Consider the following 20,196-nt stretch of genomic DNA (forward strand, 5'->3'; position numbering starts at 1 on the left):
AACTCATTGTATTTTATGGAAAAAGTTGGAACGTATTAGTTGTTTTATGAAGGTCTATTTTAGACCTTCACTTTAATTAGTTTAGAGGGCAAATATCACTATTTTTTTTATTTAAACTAAGTTAAATCGTATTTTAAAAATGAGAAGCAACTTCCATCAAATAGGCACAAAGTAAAGCACCACCAGTACCCACCACATAACCAAAAACAGCTAATAAAACTCCAACAGAGGTCAATGAGGGGTGAAATTCGGCAGCAACGACTGGAGCAGAAGCAGCGCCACCTACATTGGCTTGACTACCCACGGCCAAAAAGAAGTATGGCGCCTTAATCAGTTTGGCGACAAGAATAAGCAAACCGGCATGAATGCTGATCCAAATAAAACCTATGATTAATAAACCCGGATTTTCTAGTACTTTACTTAGATCCATTTTCATACCAATAGTGGCCACAAGGATATAAATAAAAACACTCCCAATTTTACTGGCTCCAGCTCCTTCATAATTTTTTGCCTTGGTAAAGGATAGTACAATGCCCAGCACAGTGGCAACAACTACCATCCAAAAGAAACTAGATCCTAAAAATGATAGAAAGTTACTAGGATCTGCCACAGAACTACTATTTTTTGTTAAGTAGTCACTGATACCATCTCCGAAGAAATGAGAAATACCTACAGCTGTAAAAGCAAAGAATAACAACATCATATAATCTTTTAAGCTAGGTACACGTGTAATTTTCTCAGAAAATAGCGTTACTTTTTTTCGCAATTCTTCAATGGCAGACGTGTCGGCCTTAAGCCATGTATCGATTTTTTTTGTTTTTCCAACACCAAATAAGATGATCGCCATCCAAACATTAGCCACAACAATATCCACTAAAACCATTTTGCCATATTCATCAGGATTATACTGAAAAATTTCAAGCATGGCAGCCTGGTTGGCACCACCACCAATCCAACTACCTGCAATCGTAGATAAACCTCTCCAAATAGCATCAAAATCATTACCGCCAACTGTTTCAGGAGAAAAAATAGATACGATTAAAATGGCCAATGGACCGCCAATAATGATACCTACTGTTCCTGTAAAAAACATAATTAAGGCTTTTGAGCCTAAGCTGGCAATTGCTTTTAAATCGATACTCAATGTCATTAATACCAATGCTGCTGGGAGCAAGTATCTACTCGCCATAAAGTAAAGATTAGATATCTCATCAGAGATAACCCCAGTGCTTGTTAAAATTGCAGGCAGTAAATAGCACATTAAAACGGCAGGTACAACGCTATAGAATTTACTCCAAAAACCTTTAGAGATCGACGATGTGTAAAAAATAAGACCTAAACATAGGGTGAGTAATCCAAAAACTACGGTATCGTTGGTAATAAGTGTTTCGTTCATAATTTTTTAAAGCTTTTGTCAAATATAATTAGAACAGTTGAAATTTACAGCTGTTCTTTTATGAATCTAGCAACACCATCATCAGTATTTTTTGCTGTAATGTAATTTGCTATTTCTTTTACAGTATCACGAGCATTAGCTACAGCAACGCCACAACCTGCATATTTAAGCATATCAAAATCGTTATAGTTATCGCCAAAGGCAATGACCTGGTCTAAGGTTTCATTAGGCGCCAATAATAATTGTATAGCGGTTAATTTAGAGACCGATTTTGGGGCTATTTCAATGAGCGTTTCGTTAGATCTGTAAATAGCAATGGCATCACTAAGTGTATCTTGTAAATCTTGAAATAGGGAGTCAGTTGTGTCTTCGGCTCCCATTAACATTACTTTGTGTGCTCCAGAAATTTGTCGCGCTTCCCAATCGCTCAAGGTGTCCGTAGTACTTCTAAATTCTGGGTGGTTTTTTGTATAGTTAATTTCTTTTGCTACCCGTTCTGAGTCTTCTTCTACAAACCATTCATTTTTATAATACAAACCTAATTTAATACCATGAACGGCTGCAAGCTGGTGAATTCTGTTTAAAATTGTAAGGGGAATAGTGACCGAGCTTATTTCATTTTCTCCATGTACAACAAGTGCTCCATTATAACAAATCATTGGCTCTTTTTCAATTCCTAAGCTTTTCTGAAGGTAGGTCATGGCCTTAGGCATTCTAGCAGAAACTAAAATAACGCGAAGTTTGTCTTTTATCCTTGAGATTTCAGAAATGGTAAATGCAGACACATCACTTTTTGTAGAAAGTAGGGTGCCATCCAAATCAGAACAAAGTAGTTTGTAATTCAATGAAGTGTACTTTATATATTTAACCAGTAGGTAAATTTAAGATTTAAAGATCTATTTCTTGGTTGAAAACTATTTACAAAATAATTGTCGTTATAGACGATAAACAGGTCAGATAAAGGAGCAAAACGCCATTGTAGTCTAGAATTAAATCCTAAATTATCTCTCTGGTTGCTGTATTGTACCAACGTAGACCAAAAAACGGACTTACTAAAGGTAAAGTCGAAACTTGGACTCAATAGCCAAAAATTAGCGCTAGAATAGGGCTGTGGTAAGTCTACTTGGTCGTAGTTGAGCGCTAATGAAATATTGGCTTTGGGCTGTAATCGCAAACTCATTTCAAAGCCTGCAGCGTATCGGGTACCATTAAAAAACTCACCATAGGCTTGTTGAAGTTCAAAAGAAAAAACCTTTCTCCGATCTGATCGAAAACTTGTTTCAGCCCCAGAATAGTAGTATCCCACATCGGCAGGAAGAGGTGTTGCACCCTCTTTTCTACTGGGATCAAAACTACCTAATAAAAAGGTGTAGTTATTTTCGATACTTGCGTTTAATCTAGATTGATTTTTAAATTCTGCTCCCCATGAAAGTTTAACGGTATAGTCTGTTGTTTGGAAATCGAGGGATGGGTTTAAGGTGAAGACTGGAAATAACTCAAAGCTATGCTGATTTATTTTCCCAGAACTAGGCCAGAAAATTTTTTCAAACCCTGTTACGAACTTAAAGATATCTTTTCGTCTAATAAAACCTAAGTCCGAATTAAAATTCTCCCCAATGTATACCCAATCGGTAAAAACATTTAGTTTTCGGGTTTTATACGACATGAAGGCACCCGTAGATAGGTCATTACCATCACTATCTGGATCAAATGATTTGTGTACATAAAACTTGCCATTCCAAACGTTATCCTCGGAGGCTAAATTGTAATCAACCCCTAAAACACGGTTGTAACGATCTTCGGGAGCTAAAAAATCATAATCTTTAAAACTTTCCCTATTGATAAAAAAGAGGCCAAAGTTAGATCTTGAAAAGACTTTCTTTTGAATAGCTAACATCATGTTATTGTTCGATGCAATTTCGTTTTCTAAATCTTCTGCCGTTTGCATATTTAAAAAACCTAAACGCCAATTTTCATTTAATTTACCACTCAAGCGAACGCCGCCAATAATTTTATTTTCTACAGAATTTCCATTTTCGTCCGTAGCAATACCAATTCGCCGTGAGAAAAATGGATTTGCATCTCTACCACCACCAAAACTCGCAAATAAATCTCCATTATCTACAAAAAATTGCCTTCTTTCAGGTAAGTTAACCTCAAATCGAGTAAGGTTGGTAAAAAGATTATCTACTTCAACATTAGAGAAGTCTGGATTTAGGGTAACATCTAAATTCATTCCATTACCTATGGCTATCTTGGCATCACCACCAAAGTTAGCTTTCGAAAGGCCTTCATCGGTTTCAAAGTTTTTTTGTGACAAGCCATTTACGTAGGGAATAATAGCTATAGGTGTTCTGTATTTTCCGAGAGGTTTCTCAAAAGTCATAACTCCCATAAAAGCTAAACTATAGATCGATTGATTTTGTGGTATTCTAGCCCAAGTGCTCGTCTCATTAGATTGGGTGTCAAAGCGGTAGGCGTTGAACCTAAACTTAGTTTCACCTTCTTTAAATTTTAATGAGGTAAGGGGAATGGCTAATTCAGCTGTAAAATAATTTTCAAAAGTTTTAGCCTCACCACGCCATTTAACATCCCAAGAAGTATTAAAACCGCCATCGTCTCCACCACCATTTGAAATTAAGGCTTCTCGAATTACGCCATAAGGATTGATGCCAAATAAAAATGCATTTGTGGCATCATTAAAGGTATCGAACATTAAACTAATATTATCATTGCCACCAGCTCTAAAATCTCGCCGTAGGGAAGGAGTGACATAATTATTCCCTGAGGTGTTTAATTTTAATGCTACATACAACGTAACACCATCGTAATACATTTTTATACCAGTATCTTTATTGGCTAAAATAGTATCTGCTGGAAAATATTGTTGAAATTGGTTCACCTCTTCAATCTCATCCCAAACAGCTTCGTCGAGAATGCCATCTATTTGAGGAATATCGGCAAAAAATTTAACAGTAAATTTTTTATCTTCATTTTGGGCATTAGAGGTGTAAAAAAAGAAAATTGTTATAAAAAAACAATAAAACCTGGCCATTTGTTAGTTTTTTGGATGGTCCGCCAAAAATAAGGATTTATCTAGTTAAGAAAATCTTAAAACCTTAGTCTTTTTCTGATTTGTTTTTAGGTTCGCGTTTAGCATCCTTTAAAGTTTTCATTAACATCCATTCTATTTGTCCATTTGTGCTACGGAACTCGTCTGTTGCCCATTTTTCAATGGCCTTCATCATATCTTCATTTATCCGTAATGCAAATGGTTTTTTTTTAGCCATAGCTGTATTTTTAGCCACTAAATTAAACTATAATTAATGCTTTTATTCGTGTAATTTTTCTATTTAATATTTTTGCCGTTCTAAAATGACTTTTAGCAAATGGGTGTGAGGGTTAGAGGTGGAACTAATTACCGACCACCCTTCACGAGCAAAATCATTCAAAATTGTTTCAAACTCCTCATCTTTATTTCTAAATAAGCCTCCTTTTTGGGCTATAATTTTATATTCTTTCATCAGGTTTTATTAGTGGTTTAAAGTTCCTGAATTGACTACAGGACTTACATCTTTATCAGAACATAATACCACCATCAGGTTGCTCACCATGGCTGCTTTTCGTTCTTCATCGAGTTCAACGACTTGTTTTTTATTCAACATATCAATGGCCATTTCCACCATGCTTACAGCACCTTCTACGATTTTGTGACGAGCCGCGACTATGGCTGTGGCTTGTTGGCGTTTTAACATGGCACTCGCTATTTCTTGCGCATAGGCCAAATATCCAATTCTCGCCTCTAACACCTCAATACCAGCCATTGCCAAGCGCTCTTGAACTTCTTTTTCTAATGCTTCACTTACCTCATTAACACTCGACCTTAATGTAATATCCTCTGTATGCCCTTCATCAGCAAAATTATCATAGGGGTACATACTTGCTAATTTCCGAACAGCAGCATCGGTTTGTACTCGTACAAAATTTTTATAATCATCTACTTCAAAAGCCGCCTTATAGGTATCAGTAACCCGCCATACCAAAATGGTGCTAATCATGACAGGATTTCCAAGTTTATCATTAACTTTTAAGCGTTCACTATCAAAATTACTAGCCCGTAGTGAAATTTTACTTTTTGAATAAAATGGAAGGACCCAGTAAAACCCGTTTTCTTTTATCGTTCCAATATACTTACCAAAAAGCAATAAAACCCGTGACCCATTTGGGTTAACCAAAATAAAACCGGGAAGTAAAAATAGGGCTAGGACTATACCAATAATATAAATCGGATTTTGTTGTGAAATTATAAAATAGACGCTTAGTCCGATAAGCAGGAATACGAGAAATAAAAATAAATAACCGTTGGCAGGTTTGGTGGTTTTTTCGTTTGTCATGATTTCTTAAATTTGATATTAAAATGATATCATAAATATATTAAAATAAAATGATATTTTAAACTGTTATATATTTTATTTTTTTTAAATCGTATGGAGACAGGACTTTTTTAGTTGTTATTCTTATACATAAACTATGCTTACTCTACTTGCTTTTTGATCCAAGTAGTAATTGCTTCTAAAGCCATAGGGGAGAAGGTTTGTTCAATGCTAGCATATTCAGAAGGCGCACCTGTTTGTGATTCTTGAAATAAATGGTTTAGATTAGGAAACTCAATAGTCGTTAGCTTTTTATTTCCACCTTTTGCTAGCGCATTTTTAATAGCCGTTAAATTTTCTTTAGGCGGAACTTGTAAATCTTTTTCTCCATTGACCGCCAAAACAGGACATTTTACTTTTTCTAATGCAGGAGCTGGGTCGTATTTTATAAAGAATTTCATCCAAGGATTTAAAATTTGATTCAATTGTTGCGCCACATATTTTTCTTTTGTCATGCCATCAGGAATTACAATACTGGCATCATTTTCAATAGCTGTATGGATTAGTTTTGACAAATCATCATTCAACTTTTCACTGTTCTTAGAAGTAGCGACTAAATTAAAAATAACTTTATTTACGTCGTAGGTCTTTTTTATTTCGGATTCAGAGATTCCAGAAGCTCTAGCGATTAATTCTTGCTGTAAGAGTAGTATTTCACCTCCTGAAATTCCAGTTCCAGCTAGTAAAACAATAAAGCTCACATTTTTCGATGTTGAAGCAACCATCGGTGCAATTAAGCCACCTTCACTATGCCCTACTAAACCAATTTTATTTTTATTGATTTCTTTTCTAGTATTTAAATAGGCAATAGCACTTTCTACATCTGTGGCAAAATCAGCAGAGGTTGCTGTAGTGAAATCTCCTTTTGATGCACCAACGCCTCTGTCGTCGTACCTTAAAACTGCAATTCCGTTTTTGGTGAAGTGGTCAGCTATTACCAAAAAGGGTTTGTGGCCTAGCAGTTCTTCATCTCTATTTTGGGGTCCACTCCCTGAAATTAGAATAACTGCCGGATATACACCTTCTTTTTTAGGGAGTGTTAGTGTGCCTGATAAAGAAATATTTGCTTTGGCGTTTTGAAAACTAATATCTTCTGAATAGTAAGAATAGGGTTTTTTAGGCTCTTGTGGTCTTTTTAGTACTAATTTTTCAATCTCATTCCGAGATAAATTCATAGCAAATGCTTGTCCGCTCTGAGAAAAATTACCGATGATCTCATTATCTTTTAATTCACCAACATAGCTAATAAGTAAGTTTGCGACTTCAAATTTTATGCGATTGTTTTCAAAGGTGGTTTTGGTAACAGGAATGTCAAAGGCGCCTTGGTCTGGACTGTCCATGGTGGAACTAAATCCGGCATCTGATTTATCCACATTAAAAGCGAGTCGCAATTGTGTTCCTTGAACTTTTAAAACACCATTCCATTTTCCAGTAATTTCTTGGGCATTTACAGTAAAAAATGTACCCACGATTAGGAGTAAAATTGTAGCTTTTTTCATGATGGATATGTTTAGTATTTATTTTTCTTGTCGCAAGGCTGTATGCTCTGAGTACTTCTGTGAAATGGGTGTTAAAGTAAACCTCTAAGCATGTTTTAGTATAAATAAATCAATACGGAAAATTAACAATGATAACTTTTGTCATAATTTCCGCTAAAATAAGTGCCAAACAAAAGAATAAAATAGTTAGTCCGCCTTTTGCATTAGAAGCAATTTTATAGCCATTGAATAGTAAAATGATATACCAAACTAATGCTACAAGAGATATCAATGCAAAAACGCTAATGATTATTAATGAGCTTACGGGAATAACTGCCATATTGATATTTATGGTATCACCAACAATAGCCATCATTTGGTCTGTCGCCTTCGAAATAGTGTTGTTTATATTCAGTAAGGGAACTAAATAATAGGGAATTCTCGCAATCAGCACCGCATTTAAAATATCAACAGCTCTTGTTTTTTTATTGTGGTATTTTGCCAACACAAATAGCACTACAAACAGCGTTGCGATATTAATGCTATTGTCAATAAAGGGCTGCCAAAGGTTAATATCGGGTGTAAAATGTAAATCAATCGCCCCGTCAAAACGCGCAAAAAAAATATAGGCGACCAAGGACCCTAAAAGCGTGGCAATGATTCCAATAACTAACAAGGTATTTTCTTGGTATTTTTTAAAGGGATTAAAAAGTATGGTTTTCATAGTTTTTATAGCTTAGGTTGTAGTTTTTCAATAATATCATCTAGCTTATTCCGCATGGTAGGGTAACTGATTTCCATTTGTAAAGCCATTTTTTTAAGACTTCCGCTGTGCAGCACAAATTGAAGTATAAAGTCTTGATCTTCTTGTGGAAGTTGCATTAATTTCGGTAATGGATAACTACCAGAAATTAAGGTATCACACGTTAAACAGGAAAGCTGGCTTACATGTAAATGCTGTTCGCAACTCGGGCATTTGACGGGTAATTTACTCATAATAAAAGTATTATTATGATGTAAATATACTATTTATTTAAATAAAGTTAAAACAAATTTAAATAAAGTTAAATAAATAATTAATTATCTTTAAAATTTTTAGTTCTCTTTTTGTCAGGATTTTTGAAAAGTCGCTTTAAAAATCCGTCTTTTTTAATAGGATCACAGTCTAATTTATCGAGCACATTAGCCGAAGGGGTTTCAAACTGTGCCTTGGTAATCTCTGAAAATTGTTTGTCTTTATTCAATTTCTGCATAAAGATGGCGAACATGGGAAGTGCTGCATTAGCACCTTGTCCTAAACTCGTATTTTTAAAACCGAGTTCGTAATTATCTAGTCCAACCCAAGTGATGTGTATTAATTTTGGAGTTATACCCACAAACCAAGCATCTTTATTATCTTGTGTAGTTCCTGTTTTACCGGCAATGGCATTAGGCAATTTATAAGTGCTTCTGATTCTTGATGCTGTTCCAGTGTTGATGGTGCTTTTCATCATCTCGAGCATTAGTTGTCTTGTTTCTGATGAAAATGCTTCAGGTACATTGATAGTTGGTTTAAAAACCTGAACAATAGCATCTTTGCTATTGACAATTTTTTCAATTAAATAGGGGGTTACGGGCTTACTTTCATTGACATAACTTGCGTATGCACCTGCTAGTTCTGTAATTTTTATTTCTCCAGTTCCTAAAGCTAATGATGGTTCGTTGGGTAGCTTTTCTAAAATACCCATTTTACTGGCTTGACGAATTACGTTTAAGATACCGACATCTTCTAATACTTTTACGGCTACAGTATTTACGCTGTTACTTAAGGCTTCTTCCATGGAGTAGTTTAAGTAGCCTTCCTCTTTAGTTCCAGAATTACTAGGGGACCAGCCTTTTAAATTTTTGTATTCCACTTCTTGAGCCGAAAAATAGGTACAAGGTGAAATACCATCTTCTAGGGCGGCAGTATAAACAATAGGTTTAAAAGTAGAACCTACTTGGCGTTTGCTTTGTGAAATATGATCGTATTTATAATATTTAAAATTGATACCACCTATCCATGTTTTCACCGCACCGGTTGTAGGATCTATACCTAATGAACCCGTGTTTAGGAATTTCATATAATGTTGCAAACTGTCAATGGTACTTACCATACTGGATTTCTCACCATCCCAATCAGCTAAGATGATCGTTTTTTTAATCTCCATGGAATCCATGATTTGAGAAGAAGTAAGTCCCATTGCTCTAAGCTTTTTATAGCTTTCAGTTCTTTTTAAAAGTTTATCGATTAGCTTTTGATCACGCAGCCAAGGTGGATTTTTACCATAGCTTTCTTCAAAATTTTTCTGTAAAGCAGTTAAATGCTCTACCATAGCCTGCTCTGCGAGCACCTGCATGTCATAATTTAGCGTGGTGTATATTTTTAAGCCGGAGGTATAGATATTGTAATTGGCACCTTTTTCATTTTCACTTTTTGTCCATACCAATAGTTGTTTTCGTACCTCTTCTCTAAAGTACGGTGCCAAGCCATCACTGTAGTTGTAATCCTTATAATCTAATTTTAGTGGAATTTGTAGTAGACTATCTTTTTCAACTTCTTTTAAAAAACCATTAGAAAACATCGCTTGTAACACCAAATTTCTTCGTTTTAAACTATTTTCAGGATAAATTCTGGGATTATAGCCATAAGTAGCTTTTAGCATTCCTACTAAGACCGCAGCTTCTTCCGTTTTTAACTGTTTGGCTTTTTTGTTGAAGAATTTTAACGAGGCACTTTCAATACCAAAGGTGTTATCACCAAAACTTACGGTGTTTAAATAGTGATAAAGAATATCTTCTTTGGAGTAATTAGCTTCTAACCGAGAGGCAATCATCATTTCTTTTAGTTTATCAACAACAATATTGGTTTTTGTCCTATCTTTTCGTGGATATAAATTTTTTGCTAATTGTTGTGTTAAGGTGCTTCCTCCTCCAGCAGATTGGTCTTGCATTAAGATAGACTTAAAACCTACTCTCATTAAGCTTTTATAATCAATACCAGAATGCTCGTAAAAACGCTCATCTTCAATGGCGATCAATGATTTTAATAAATGTTCAGGGAATTCTGTATAAGCGATTGGCTGTCGATCAAATAAATAATACTTTCCAATTAAAACACTATCTGCTGTATACACCTCGCTAGCTTTTTGGTATTCTAAGCTTGAGAGTTCTTTTTTAGATGGAATTTTTCCCCACAACCCGAGGTAAACAGAGCCAATAAAAAGTAATAAAAATACAAGTAAGGCCCCTAGTATTAGGATGCCATATCTAAAAATGGGTGATTTTATTCGGTTAAATTTCAATGCTGATAAGATTTTGTTAAATGCTCATAAACTATATACGCGTTAAGGCTGAATTTAAGATCTATTCTCTATTTTTGAGGCTTATTTAACGCAAATATTGACGAAATTTTTAAACCATGAAGAAAATATCCATTTTATTACTAACACTATTGGCTCAATTAACTTTTGCTAATGAGTATGATTGGTCAAAAACTGGTCACAGAACCACGGGTGAAGTAGCACAAAGACATCTTACAAAAAAAGCGAAAAAGGCAATTGCTGAAATTTTAGACGGCCAAAGTTTGCCGTTAGTGTCTACGTATGCGGATGATATCAAATCAGATCGAACCTATAAAGAGTTTAGTGCTTGGCATTACGTGAACTTTCCTGCGGATAAAAAATATACCGATGTAGCTCCTAGTCCATATGGCGATATTGTGTTGGGTATAGAAAAATGTATGGCCATCGTAAAAAATGAAAATAGCAGCAAAGAAGACAAAGCTTTTTACTTAAAATTATTAGTTCATTTAGTGGGCGATTTACATCAGCCTATGCACGCTGGGCGAGAAGAAGATAAAGGCGGTAACGATATTCAATTGCAATGGTTTGGCAAGGGAACTAACCTACACCGACTTTGGGACAGTAATATGATTGATGATTATGGAATGAGTTATACCGAATTAGCAGATAATTTGCCAGCCGTAAATAAGAACCAAATCAAAGAAATTCAAAAAGGAAATGTATTTGATTGGGTAGAAGAATCTCAAGACCTAGCCAATGAATTATACAATTCTGTAGAGGTTGGCGAGAAGCTGGGCTATGACTACAGCTATAAATATTGGGGTATGGTCGAAACGCAACTTCAAAAAGGAGGTTTACGTTTGGCTAAGGTGCTGAATGATTTGTTTTAATAGATAGTAATTAGTACCTAAAATAAAACCCCTAAGCTTAAAAAAGCTTAGGGGTTTTTTACTAATCATAATTAGAATCACTTATTTTAAACCGATTGGGTTATCATTAAGCTTTTTAATAATCATATTTATTCATTGATTATTTATAGTGGATTTTGCTCTAAAAGTGGGTTTGCATTTAAGGCATCCTGAGGGATTAGCCATTGCCATCTGCTATCTCCAGCAGGAACTTGAAATACATCAGATATTAAATCTGCACTATGATTTGAACCCCTGCGATCTAAAGGAAGGTTTAACCTCTTTAAATCATAAAATCTAAATCCTTCTCCCCAAAGCTCAATACGTCTTTGAACGTATATTTCTTCCTTTAAAGCTGGACCTGAATTTGTAGATAAGGTATAATTTGGATCTCTATTAGAAGCCAATTCAAAGAGTACCTGTCTGGCTGCTGCTTCGTCACTGTAGGAAAGTGCTTCTGCTTCTATAAGATACATTTCGGCAGCTCTCATATAAGGAGTGTCCATTCTACTGTCTCCAGTACCTGCCGCTAAAAACTTTTGGTTCGTATAAGGTCTTCTCGAGTGTGCAGAACTTATTTCAATACCAGCAGGTAATACTGGATGTGCACCTGTTGGATCCCATAATCTTTTTCGAACATCAGTCGCTGCTATTTGGTCATATAATAACCTGCTTATAGCTTTTGGATTACCACGAATATTTGATGAACTAAAGTTACGTGAAATATAAGCGCCAAAATTACCAAAAACATCAGTTTGATCTTCCTGAATAAAGCTGCCCCACATCCATTCCACATTATTATAATCACTAAAATTATTAAAATAAGTGTCATTATCCATTAATTGGTAACCATCTTTTGCTTGTGATGCAAAATCTGCGGCTATACCGTAATTACCTTGTACTAGTGCCACTCGAGCTTTTAAACCTCTGGCAACACTTACATCTAAATGCGATTTATTAGGTCTAGTATAGTTGCTAAATACAGCGATTGCATCGTCTAAATCTTGATTTACCTGTGTATAAACCTCTTCAACAGTATTTCTTGCCAATGGCTCATTATCAGGCGTAAGACGAATAGGAATTCCTAATTGGCTGTTGCCTCCTCCTGGCACATAACGCTGACCGTATAATTGTACCATTTGAAAATGAGCCCAAGCTCTATAGGTCAGTGCTTGACCTACAGCTGCATCTCTTTCGGCCGCATCCCCAACAGCATTTTCAGCCCCATTAATAATAACATTGGCATTTCTAATGATCCTATAGTAGGTTCTATATGGGAATAAATCATCAGCGGCCGTTGCATTTGTATGTGATTGCCAACCACTAGTAGCTATAAACCAACCATTGGCTCTGGCTGTATTGACGTAATCTTCACCAAGATTCTCATTCTGAAGCATAAGGGAACTAATACCCGTTCTACCCTGTGCTCCATACCTAATATATAGCGATCTATGAATTCCATTAATCACTAAAAATAAGTTACCAGTGGTTTCTGTAGCACTGGCAGTGGCCACACCTTCTGTGGGCACTTGATCTAAATATTCTTTTTCACATGAAGTAACTAGGACTCCCGTAAAAAGAACAAAAATTAAAATAAAACTAAATTTTTTCATATGTATATTTTTTAAAATGTAACATTAAGTCCTACGGTAATAGCTCTGGAAGGTGTAAACCTATTGCTTGTTGTTCCTTGGAAATTTTGAACAACATCCAAACCTTGTCTTTTATTTAATAAAAATAAATTCTCACCAGCTAAAAATATTCTTAATCCATTTAAGCCAATGCTTTCTGAAACTTTTTTATCAAAACTGTAAGCTATGTTTGCTTGTCTCAGGGATAAGAAATCTGAATCTACTAAAAATCTATCAGAACCAGCTCCAAACTGTGCAATTTGATTCGAATCTAACCTTGGTACATCAGTAATATCTCCAGGTTGTTGCCATCTTCTTAAAATTTCGGTGCTTAAAGCATCGCCAGCGCTACCAGGGTCCATTAGATTTGCCCAAGTAGTGTCATAAGTACTTCCTCCTAATTGGTAGGTAAATGTAAAACCTAATTCAAAACCTTTATAAGCAAAGGTATTGGTAAATGCTCCAAACACGTCTGGAGTAGCAGAACCTACAAAATCAAAATTAGCTTTATTTTGGTTGGTCGTAACATCGTTTCCGTCAATTTGTCTAACATCGGCATCACCAACAGCTCCTAATTCTGGATCTAAAACGTAAAGCGCTGAACCATCAGCTGGATCTACCCCATACCAATCTCTAAGCCAAAAATCAAAAATATCACCTCCTACAATTAGCTTTTTAGAACCATTAATCAATTCTTCTTGTGGCAATACCGTAATTTCATTATTTAAGGTTGAGGCATTTATATTTAAATTCCAAGAAAAATCATCTGTCCTAATAATCCCTAAATTTAAGTCTAGTTCGATACCAGAGTTTGTCCAACTACCAATGTTCGAAGATACTTCATCCAAACCGGCACTTACTGGTAAGGGTACATCAAATAATAAATCTGTCGATTCTCTTGTGTAATACTCCAAAGTTCCAGAAATTCTATTCTCTAAAAAGCCAAATTCCAAAGCAACATCTGTTTGAATGTTCGTTTCCCATCTTATGTCTGGATTACCTGCCGCGGAGGCAAGAATACCACCTTCACCTGCATTATTGTTACCAAGAGCAAAAAGTGCTTGACTTGGAAAGAAACCACCTATTTCATCATTACCAACCTCACCATAGGAAGCTCTTAGTTTTAATGCATTAATCCAAGAAATATTATCCATAAAATTTTCTGAATCTATTCTCCAAGAAGCCCCTAGAGAGTAAAAATCACCCCATCTAACATTTTCATCAAATCTAGAGGATGCATCTCTTCTATAAGAAGCAGAAAGGTAATATCTGTCATCAAAATCATAATTTACACGAGAAAAATAGCCTTCTCGCGTAAGGTTTCTTCTATAAGATTCTAAATCTGTTGTAGTAGTAAAATTAATAAGCTCTGTGTTACCATCAACAATAATATCTTGTCTTGTTCCTGTTAGTAATTCTATTTTAAAGTCATAGTTTTCATGACCTAATAGCACACCTACAGAGTGTTGTCCAAATTCTTTATTGTAGTTCAATAACTGATTGTAATTGATGGTAGTCTGTATCGAAGAAGTTTTAAGGGACCTTCCAGCAGGGTTACCATCGCCTACCACTGGCGTTTGAAAACGCTCTCTATAGAAAAAACGCTTATCTAAAGTGGCGTTAGCTGTAAATGTAAAATCTTTTAAGAATTTTATTTCAGCAAATGTTCTCCCTGATAAGTTATCAGTTTGTTGTATGTCTGTATTTAAAATAGTTTCTAAAATGACATGTCTTCCTGTTGTATTACCTACTCTGCTGTCATTACGGAAATCATATATGCGGTCTCCATTGCCATCAAGTATAAACTCTCCCGTTACAGGATCATGCTCAAATACTGGGTAAATCGGGGCAATAGATCTTGTGGTGAAAAATGGATTTACAAAAGAATTTGATCCCCCATCAGATGCTTGGTTTGATACGGCAGTAGAGGCAGAAATATTTACGCCAGTTCTCAACCAATCTGTAACATTTGAATTTACATTAACACGTCCTGTAATTCTTTCAAAACCTGAATTAATAATCCAACCTTCATCATCTAAATATCCTATTGAGGCAAAAAAGTCTGAATTTTCAGTACCTCCAGAATAGGCAAAATCAATATTTTTTCTATTACCAGCTCTCACTAAAGGCTCTTGCCAGTCTAGATCGTCTGGATACAATAAGCTCGCTGCAGGGTTTAACTCTCCAGTAGGTAAAACAATTTGATTGTTGGGTACGTTGAAAGGATTAACTCCTAAAATACCAAATATTTCATCAGTAGCTCTTTGGTTTGCAGTTGCAACAGGTACAGTTCCGCTAATAGAAAGGGCATTTCTTCTAGCTTCCCATAATAGTGGATAATATTGTTGAGCATTTACTCTGTCATATTCTTGTATTGCTCTTGAAGTTATCCCCTGAGAAACCGTTAGGTTCGCAGTGCTTCTACCTTGTCTACCTTTTTTGGTGGTGATTAATACAACACCGTTAGCAGCTCTGGAGCCATAAAGTGAAGTAGATGCAGCATCTTTAAGTACGGTAAGGCTTTCTATATCATTTGAATTTAAACTAGAAAGATCTCCTCCAAACTGAACACCATCTACAACGTATAAAGGTTGGTTAGAAGAGCTAAAAGAACCATTACCTCTAATTTGAATTTCTGGAGTTGAACCTGGCTGTCCGTTGGCAGCTGAAACGTTAACCCCTGGCGCAGCACCTTGTAACGCCTGTACAACATTAGATATTGGTCTATCCTTAATATCTTCTGCACCAATCTGCACAGCAGACCCGGTAAAATCTGATTTTTTAGAAGTACCATAAGCAACTACAATAACTTCATCAAGAGATTGTGCATCTTCTTGCAACTGAACATTAATGGTATTAGAAGTACCAACTGTTTTTTCAGTTGTTTTTTGACCAATGTAACTAAATCTTAATTTTTGACCAATCGCAGCAGTAATTGAGTAGTTACCGTCAAAATCAGTTTGTGTTCCGTTAGTAGTTCCTACGACAACAATTGATACTCCTGGTAAAGGAATACCACCTTGATCCGTAACGCTACCCGTTATAGTTTTTTCTTGTCCATAAGAAAAACTAATGAGTAACATCATCATTGATGTTACAATCCAAGTGATCTTTTTTTTCATTTAGTTTGTTTTAAATTAATTAGCAAGCCTAAATTGCAAATAAATATGCAACTAATCAATTAAAAAATCCATTTTCTAAAGAATTTGTTAAAATATAGGGTTTAAATTATATATAATTTTTTATGTATGTTTATTTATTAGTTTATTCTCAGTATATTTAATTATATTGAAATTATTATTATTTTTTTAACTAAAAAAAACATTGTTATAATATTAATTAACTTTTTTAACAGTTTTTTGTAATAGTATGCTAAAATAAAATTTCGATACATACAAATGAGTACCAAACATTTGAGTTGGCTTGAGTTTTTTATCTAGGCTAACTATGGTAATTGTGTTTATTTTTTTCATCCCAAGTACTTCTTCATTTTTTAAATAAAACTACTTATTTGTTAAGATCTATTCAGTGAATTATACAATTCTTTCTTTTGAGCTTGATGACAAGCTGGGCTATGCGTATAGCTATGAATATTGGGTATAGTCCAGTCGCAATATAAAAAGAAGGTTTGCGATGCATTAAGGTGTTAAATAAATTATTTCAATAATTAGCTATAATCATGTTATGGTGTAATCTGTATTTGTTTTCTTGAAATAAATTTTTTTTATCATCTATATAAAAAAAATTATCAATATTTCAAAAAGTAATCCTTATTTTTTGATTTATAATTAAAATTTTAACATAAATTATTTTAAAAACCATAAAAAAATAACTAATGATGTATTTTATGTAAAAATGCAAGTTTAAAGTGTTAAAATTTTAAAACTATTTAACTTAAAATCTAATTTTGGATTTACTAATTCAAAAATTTAAGTTAAATGAAATCAAAAATAAGAATGTTTTTAACACCGCTCTTGGTGTTATTTTTCAGTTTTGCTCTTGCTCAAGACAAGACTATTACCGGTAATGTCACAGACCAAAGTGGAATGCCATTGCCTGGAGTTTCTGTGCTTATTGTAGGATCTACAACAGGTACGCAAACCGATTTTGATGGTAACTATACCATAAATGCTAGTGAAGGCCAGCAGTTAAGGTTTAGTTATATCGGACAAAAAACAACAGAAAGACTCGTTGGTGCTTCAAACACCATTAATGTTCAGCTGCAAGAAGATGCGCAGGCTTTAGATGAGGTTGTGGTAGTTGGTTACGGTGTGCAACGTAAGCGCGATTTAACGGCAGCAATTTCTACCATCAAAGGTGAGGAAATTGCGAATTTAATTACACCAAGTTTTGAAGCACAATTAGCGGGTAGAGCTGCTGGTGTGCAAATCACAACACAATCAGGAATTATAGGAGAAAGACCCAGAATAAGAATTCGTGGAATTGCATCTATTAGTTCTGGAACATTTCCTTTAGTAGTTGTTGACGGTATTCCAATCTTCACAGGAGAAAGTGGAGGTTATGCCGACACAAATCCACTAGCAGAAATTAATCCTGCGGATATTGAATCTTTTGATGTGTTAAAGGATGGTGCAGCTACAGCTATTTATGGTTCTAGAGCTGCCAATGGGGTTATCTTAATCACCACTAAAAGAGGTAAAGAAGGTACGGTTGCTATCAACTATAATACCTCTGTTGGTTTTGCTAGTCCTATAAGAACCTTTGATCTTTTAAAGGCTCAAGACTTTATCACTATCAATAATGAAAAACGTACCAATAGAAACCAAGGTTTATGGGCAGCAGGTACTGATTTTGAAACCGATTGGCAAGCAGCAGTTTTAAATAATAATGCTTTTCAACAAGATCATAACTTATCATTTTCTGGAGGAACTAAGAATACACAATTTTTTACTTCTGTAGGTTATAATGACCTTGAAGCTGTGGCTAGACCAAACTCTCAAAGTAGATTTTCATTTCGTTCTAACATAGATCAAAAAATAAAAAGTTGGTTGAATGTTGGGGTTAGTGCAGGTTTTACCAGAACAGAAACCTTTGGTTTGAATACAGGAACGAATTCCTTATCTGGAAATATTTTCAATGCCATGCGTCAACATCCTAACGTAGCTATTTTTGATGCTAATGACCCAACTGGGTATAATTTAGATGATGTTTTTCCAGATAGAATGGGTAGAGGTTCTAACCTAGAAACCATTGGTGATAACTTACCTAACATTCGATTTGTCTTAGATAATAATCAAGAAACCAGTAGAGTAAATAGATTAATTGGTAATGTTTATATGGACATTAAGCCATTCTCTACAGTTAACTTTAGAACTCAGGTAAGTATTGATAATACAAATGCTAACGGTTTTTTATATTGGAGTCCTACACATGGTGATGGTTTTGGTTCCAATGGTCGAGTTCAAAATAATTTCCAAGAAACGGTGAACTGGAACTGGCAAAATGTATTGAGCTATAATGAAACCTATGGAGAAGACCATAATGTTTCTGCTACCTTAATTAATGAATATCAAAAAAGAACAATTAAAAGCTTTTTTGGATCGGGTACAGATTTAAGTAATGAGTTTTTTAATCAGAATTTAGTTTCTGGAACCTTCGGCGTACAAGGTTCAGGTGGTGGTTTTACAGATAATGGAATTATATCTTTCGCGGGTAGATTAAATTACAACTACAAACAAAAGTATTTTATTCAAGGAAGTTTACGTAGAGACGGTTTGTCTTCTTTACCACAGGCCAACAAATATGGTGTTTTCCCAGGTGCTTCCGTAGGATGGACAGTGAGTAAAGAAAACTTTATGCAAGGCTTAGAGAATGTAGTGTCTGACTTTAAAATTAGAGGTTCTTACGGTAAAGTAGGGAATACAGAAATTGGGAACTATCCTTATTTTGGCCTGTATGGCTCTGCACAATATGGTAACAATAATGGTATTGCTTATGTGCAATTTGGAAACAATAATCTATTGTGGGAAACAAGTGAAAAGATTGATATTGGTGCTGATTTAAGTTTATTTCAAAATAAATTCTCTTTGGCCTTTGATTATTTTAGAAATACCACAGACGATTTAATTCTAGCTTTAGAAACACCACAATCATTTGGTATTCCAAGCAATAGTTATGATACCAATATTGGTAAAGTAGAAAATTCAGGTATAGAATTCGCTGCTAATGCTGTTTTGTTTGACAAAGATTTTAAATGGAATGTTTCTGCTAATATTTCTTTTGTAGATAATGAAGTACAAGAATTAGTAAATGGTCAAGATCGTATCGGAACCAATACCATCACTCGCGAAGGTGAGTCTATCAATTCTATTTATGGCTACAGGTATGGTGGTGTAAACGCGGCGAATGGTAATCCTATTTATTTTAAAGCAGATGGGACTCGTGTTCAAGCTTTATTACCAGGCGCTAGTTTTGCCGTATACGATGAAGCTAACCCAGCAGACGTTTCAGTACCAGGATCTATTAGTGCTATAACTGACCGAGAAATACTAGGACAATCACTTCCAAAATATTTTGGTGGTTTTAATTCTAACATGTCTTATAAAAACTTTGATTTAGGCTTCTTGTTTCGTTTTAGTGGAGGTAATAAAATTTTCAACGCTACGCGAAGAGAATTGTTAAATACAAACTTTACCAACAATGGAACCGAAATATTAGGCAGATGGCAAAGTGTGGATAACCCAGGTGACGGTGTAACGCCAAGATTGTATGCCTTGAGCAATACAACAAGTAACTTAACCTCTGTAGCTACTTCTAGATTTTTGGAAGATGGCGATTTTATCAGATTAGATAATATTACCTTAGGCTATTCTTTACCTAAAACCATTACAGAGCAAATTGGAATTTCAAAAATGAGAATGTTTGTACAAGCTCAAAATGTATGGGTGATTACTAATTACAGAGGTTTAGATCCTGAACAGGAGGCTGCTGGTGTAGACCTTAACGGAACTCCGATATCGAGTGTATTTTCTTTTGGACTTAATGTTGGATTTTAATAAAATATAAA

At 34.9% G+C, this 20,196-nt stretch carries 14 protein-coding genes; 2 read left to right on the forward strand and 12 right to left on the reverse strand.

Annotation, left to right across the window (positions count from 1 at the left end; all coding sequences use genetic code 11):
- Positions 1–133 precede the first annotated feature (133 nt).
- The 10 genes from GQ45_RS16870 to GQ45_RS16905 form a co-directional block, all read right to left on the reverse strand.
- Entirely contained in the window at positions 134–1,396 is a 1,263-nt protein-coding gene (locus tag GQ45_RS16870) for a DUF819 domain-containing protein (RefSeq protein ID WP_047419770.1), read from the reverse strand.
- A 44-nt stretch (positions 1,397–1,440) separates the two neighbouring features.
- Entirely contained in the window at positions 1,441–2,241 is an 801-nt protein-coding gene (locus tag GQ45_RS16875; protein WP_047419771.1) for a Cof-type HAD-IIB family hydrolase, read from the reverse strand.
- 11 nt (positions 2,242–2,252) lie between these two features.
- Positions 2,253–4,451 (reverse strand): DUF5916 domain-containing protein, encoded by a 2,199-nt coding sequence (locus tag GQ45_RS16880; RefSeq protein WP_047419772.1) that lies wholly within the window; start codon positions 4,449–4,451, stop codon positions 2,253–2,255.
- Positions 4,452–4,515: 64 nt separating this feature from the next.
- Complete coding sequence (locus GQ45_RS17925) at positions 4,516–4,686, reverse strand: Arc family DNA binding domain-containing protein (RefSeq protein ID WP_081980946.1); 171 nt, start codon at positions 4,684–4,686, stop codon at positions 4,516–4,518.
- Positions 4,687–4,749: 63 nt separating this feature from the next.
- Complete coding sequence (locus tag GQ45_RS17930; protein WP_081980947.1) at positions 4,750–4,920, reverse strand: DUF4177 domain-containing protein; 171 nt, start codon at positions 4,918–4,920, stop codon at positions 4,750–4,752.
- A gap of 9 nt (positions 4,921–4,929) precedes the next feature.
- Positions 4,930–5,790, reverse strand: a complete 861-nt coding sequence (locus GQ45_RS16885; RefSeq protein ID WP_047419773.1) for an SPFH domain-containing protein — start codon at positions 5,788–5,790, stop codon at positions 4,930–4,932.
- A 140-nt stretch (positions 5,791–5,930) separates the two neighbouring features.
- Complete coding sequence (locus GQ45_RS16890; protein WP_047419774.1) at positions 5,931–7,328, reverse strand: S9 family peptidase; 1,398 nt, start codon at positions 7,326–7,328, stop codon at positions 5,931–5,933.
- Positions 7,329–7,437: 109 nt separating this feature from the next.
- Positions 7,438–8,031 (reverse strand): hypothetical protein, encoded by a 594-nt coding sequence (locus GQ45_RS16895; RefSeq protein WP_047419775.1) that lies wholly within the window; start codon positions 8,029–8,031, stop codon positions 7,438–7,440.
- A gap of 5 nt (positions 8,032–8,036) precedes the next feature.
- Positions 8,037–8,303: a DUF2089 family protein gene (locus GQ45_RS16900; protein WP_047419776.1), complete on the reverse strand. Its 267-nt coding sequence runs from the start codon at positions 8,301–8,303 to the stop codon at positions 8,037–8,039.
- Positions 8,304–8,383: 80 nt separating this feature from the next.
- On the reverse strand, positions 8,384–10,630 hold the full coding sequence (locus tag GQ45_RS16905; RefSeq protein ID WP_052188322.1) for a transglycosylase domain-containing protein: 2,247 nt from the start codon (positions 10,628–10,630) through the stop codon (positions 8,384–8,386).
- Between the two features lie 116 nt (positions 10,631–10,746).
- Here GQ45_RS16905 and GQ45_RS16910 point away from each other — a divergent pair, with 116 nt between their 5' ends.
- Positions 10,747–11,520, forward strand: a complete 774-nt coding sequence (locus GQ45_RS16910; protein WP_047419778.1) for a S1/P1 nuclease — start codon at positions 10,747–10,749, stop codon at positions 11,518–11,520.
- Positions 11,521–11,663: 143 nt separating this feature from the next.
- On the opposite strand, the gene GQ45_RS16915 is transcribed toward GQ45_RS16910, so the two are convergent.
- Together GQ45_RS16915 and GQ45_RS16920 are read right to left on the reverse strand one after the other, a co-directional pair.
- Positions 11,664–13,151, reverse strand: coding sequence for a RagB/SusD family nutrient uptake outer membrane protein (locus GQ45_RS16915; RefSeq protein ID WP_047419779.1), 1,488 nt, complete (start codon positions 13,149–13,151; stop codon positions 11,664–11,666).
- Between the two features lie 11 nt (positions 13,152–13,162).
- Positions 13,163–16,291 (reverse strand): TonB-dependent receptor, encoded by a 3,129-nt coding sequence (locus tag GQ45_RS16920; protein ID WP_047419780.1) that lies wholly within the window; start codon positions 16,289–16,291, stop codon positions 13,163–13,165.
- An 816-nt stretch (positions 16,292–17,107) separates the two neighbouring features.
- Between GQ45_RS16920 and GQ45_RS16925 the strand changes: the two genes are divergently transcribed.
- Entirely contained in the window at positions 17,108–20,185 is a 3,078-nt protein-coding gene (locus GQ45_RS16925; RefSeq protein ID WP_047419781.1) for a TonB-dependent receptor, read from the forward strand.
- The last annotated feature ends 11 nt before the right edge of the window (positions 20,186–20,196 follow it).

The sequence above is a fragment of the Cellulophaga sp. Hel_I_12 genome (assembly GCF_000799565.1).
Classification (GTDB): domain Bacteria; phylum Bacteroidota; class Bacteroidia; order Flavobacteriales; family Flavobacteriaceae; genus Cellulophaga.

Coding starts and splice junctions, on each gene's coding strand:
- GQ45_RS16870 (WP_047419770.1), bottom strand. CDS start 1,396: ATGAACGAAACACTTATTACCAACGATACCGTAGTTTTTGGATTACTC.
- GQ45_RS16885 (WP_047419773.1), bottom strand. CDS start 5,790: ATGACAAACGAAAAAACCACCAAACCTGCCAACGGTTATTTATTTTTA.
- GQ45_RS16880 (WP_047419772.1), bottom strand. CDS start 4,451: ATGGCCAGGTTTTATTGTTTTTTTATAACAATTTTCTTTTTTTACACC.
- GQ45_RS16895 (WP_047419775.1), bottom strand. CDS start 8,031: ATGAAAACCATACTTTTTAATCCCTTTAAAAAATACCAAGAAAATACC.
- GQ45_RS16900 (WP_047419776.1), bottom strand. CDS start 8,303: ATGAGTAAATTACCCGTCAAATGCCCGAGTTGCGAACAGCATTTACAT.
- GQ45_RS16910 (WP_047419778.1), top strand. CDS start 10,747: ATGAAGAAAATATCCATTTTATTACTAACACTATTGGCTCAATTAACT.
- GQ45_RS17930 (WP_081980947.1), bottom strand. CDS start 4,920: ATGAAAGAATATAAAATTATAGCCCAAAAAGGAGGCTTATTTAGAAAT.
- GQ45_RS16890 (WP_047419774.1), bottom strand. CDS start 7,328: ATGAAAAAAGCTACAATTTTACTCCTAATCGTGGGTACATTTTTTACT.
- GQ45_RS17925 (WP_081980946.1), bottom strand. CDS start 4,686: ATGGCTAAAAAAAAACCATTTGCATTACGGATAAATGAAGATATGATG.
- GQ45_RS16915 (WP_047419779.1), bottom strand. CDS start 13,151: ATGAAAAAATTTAGTTTTATTTTAATTTTTGTTCTTTTTACGGGAGTC.
- GQ45_RS16920 (WP_047419780.1), bottom strand. CDS start 16,291: ATGAAAAAAAAGATCACTTGGATTGTAACATCAATGATGATGTTACTC.
- GQ45_RS16925 (WP_047419781.1), top strand. CDS start 17,108: ATGAAATCAAAAATAAGAATGTTTTTAACACCGCTCTTGGTGTTATTT.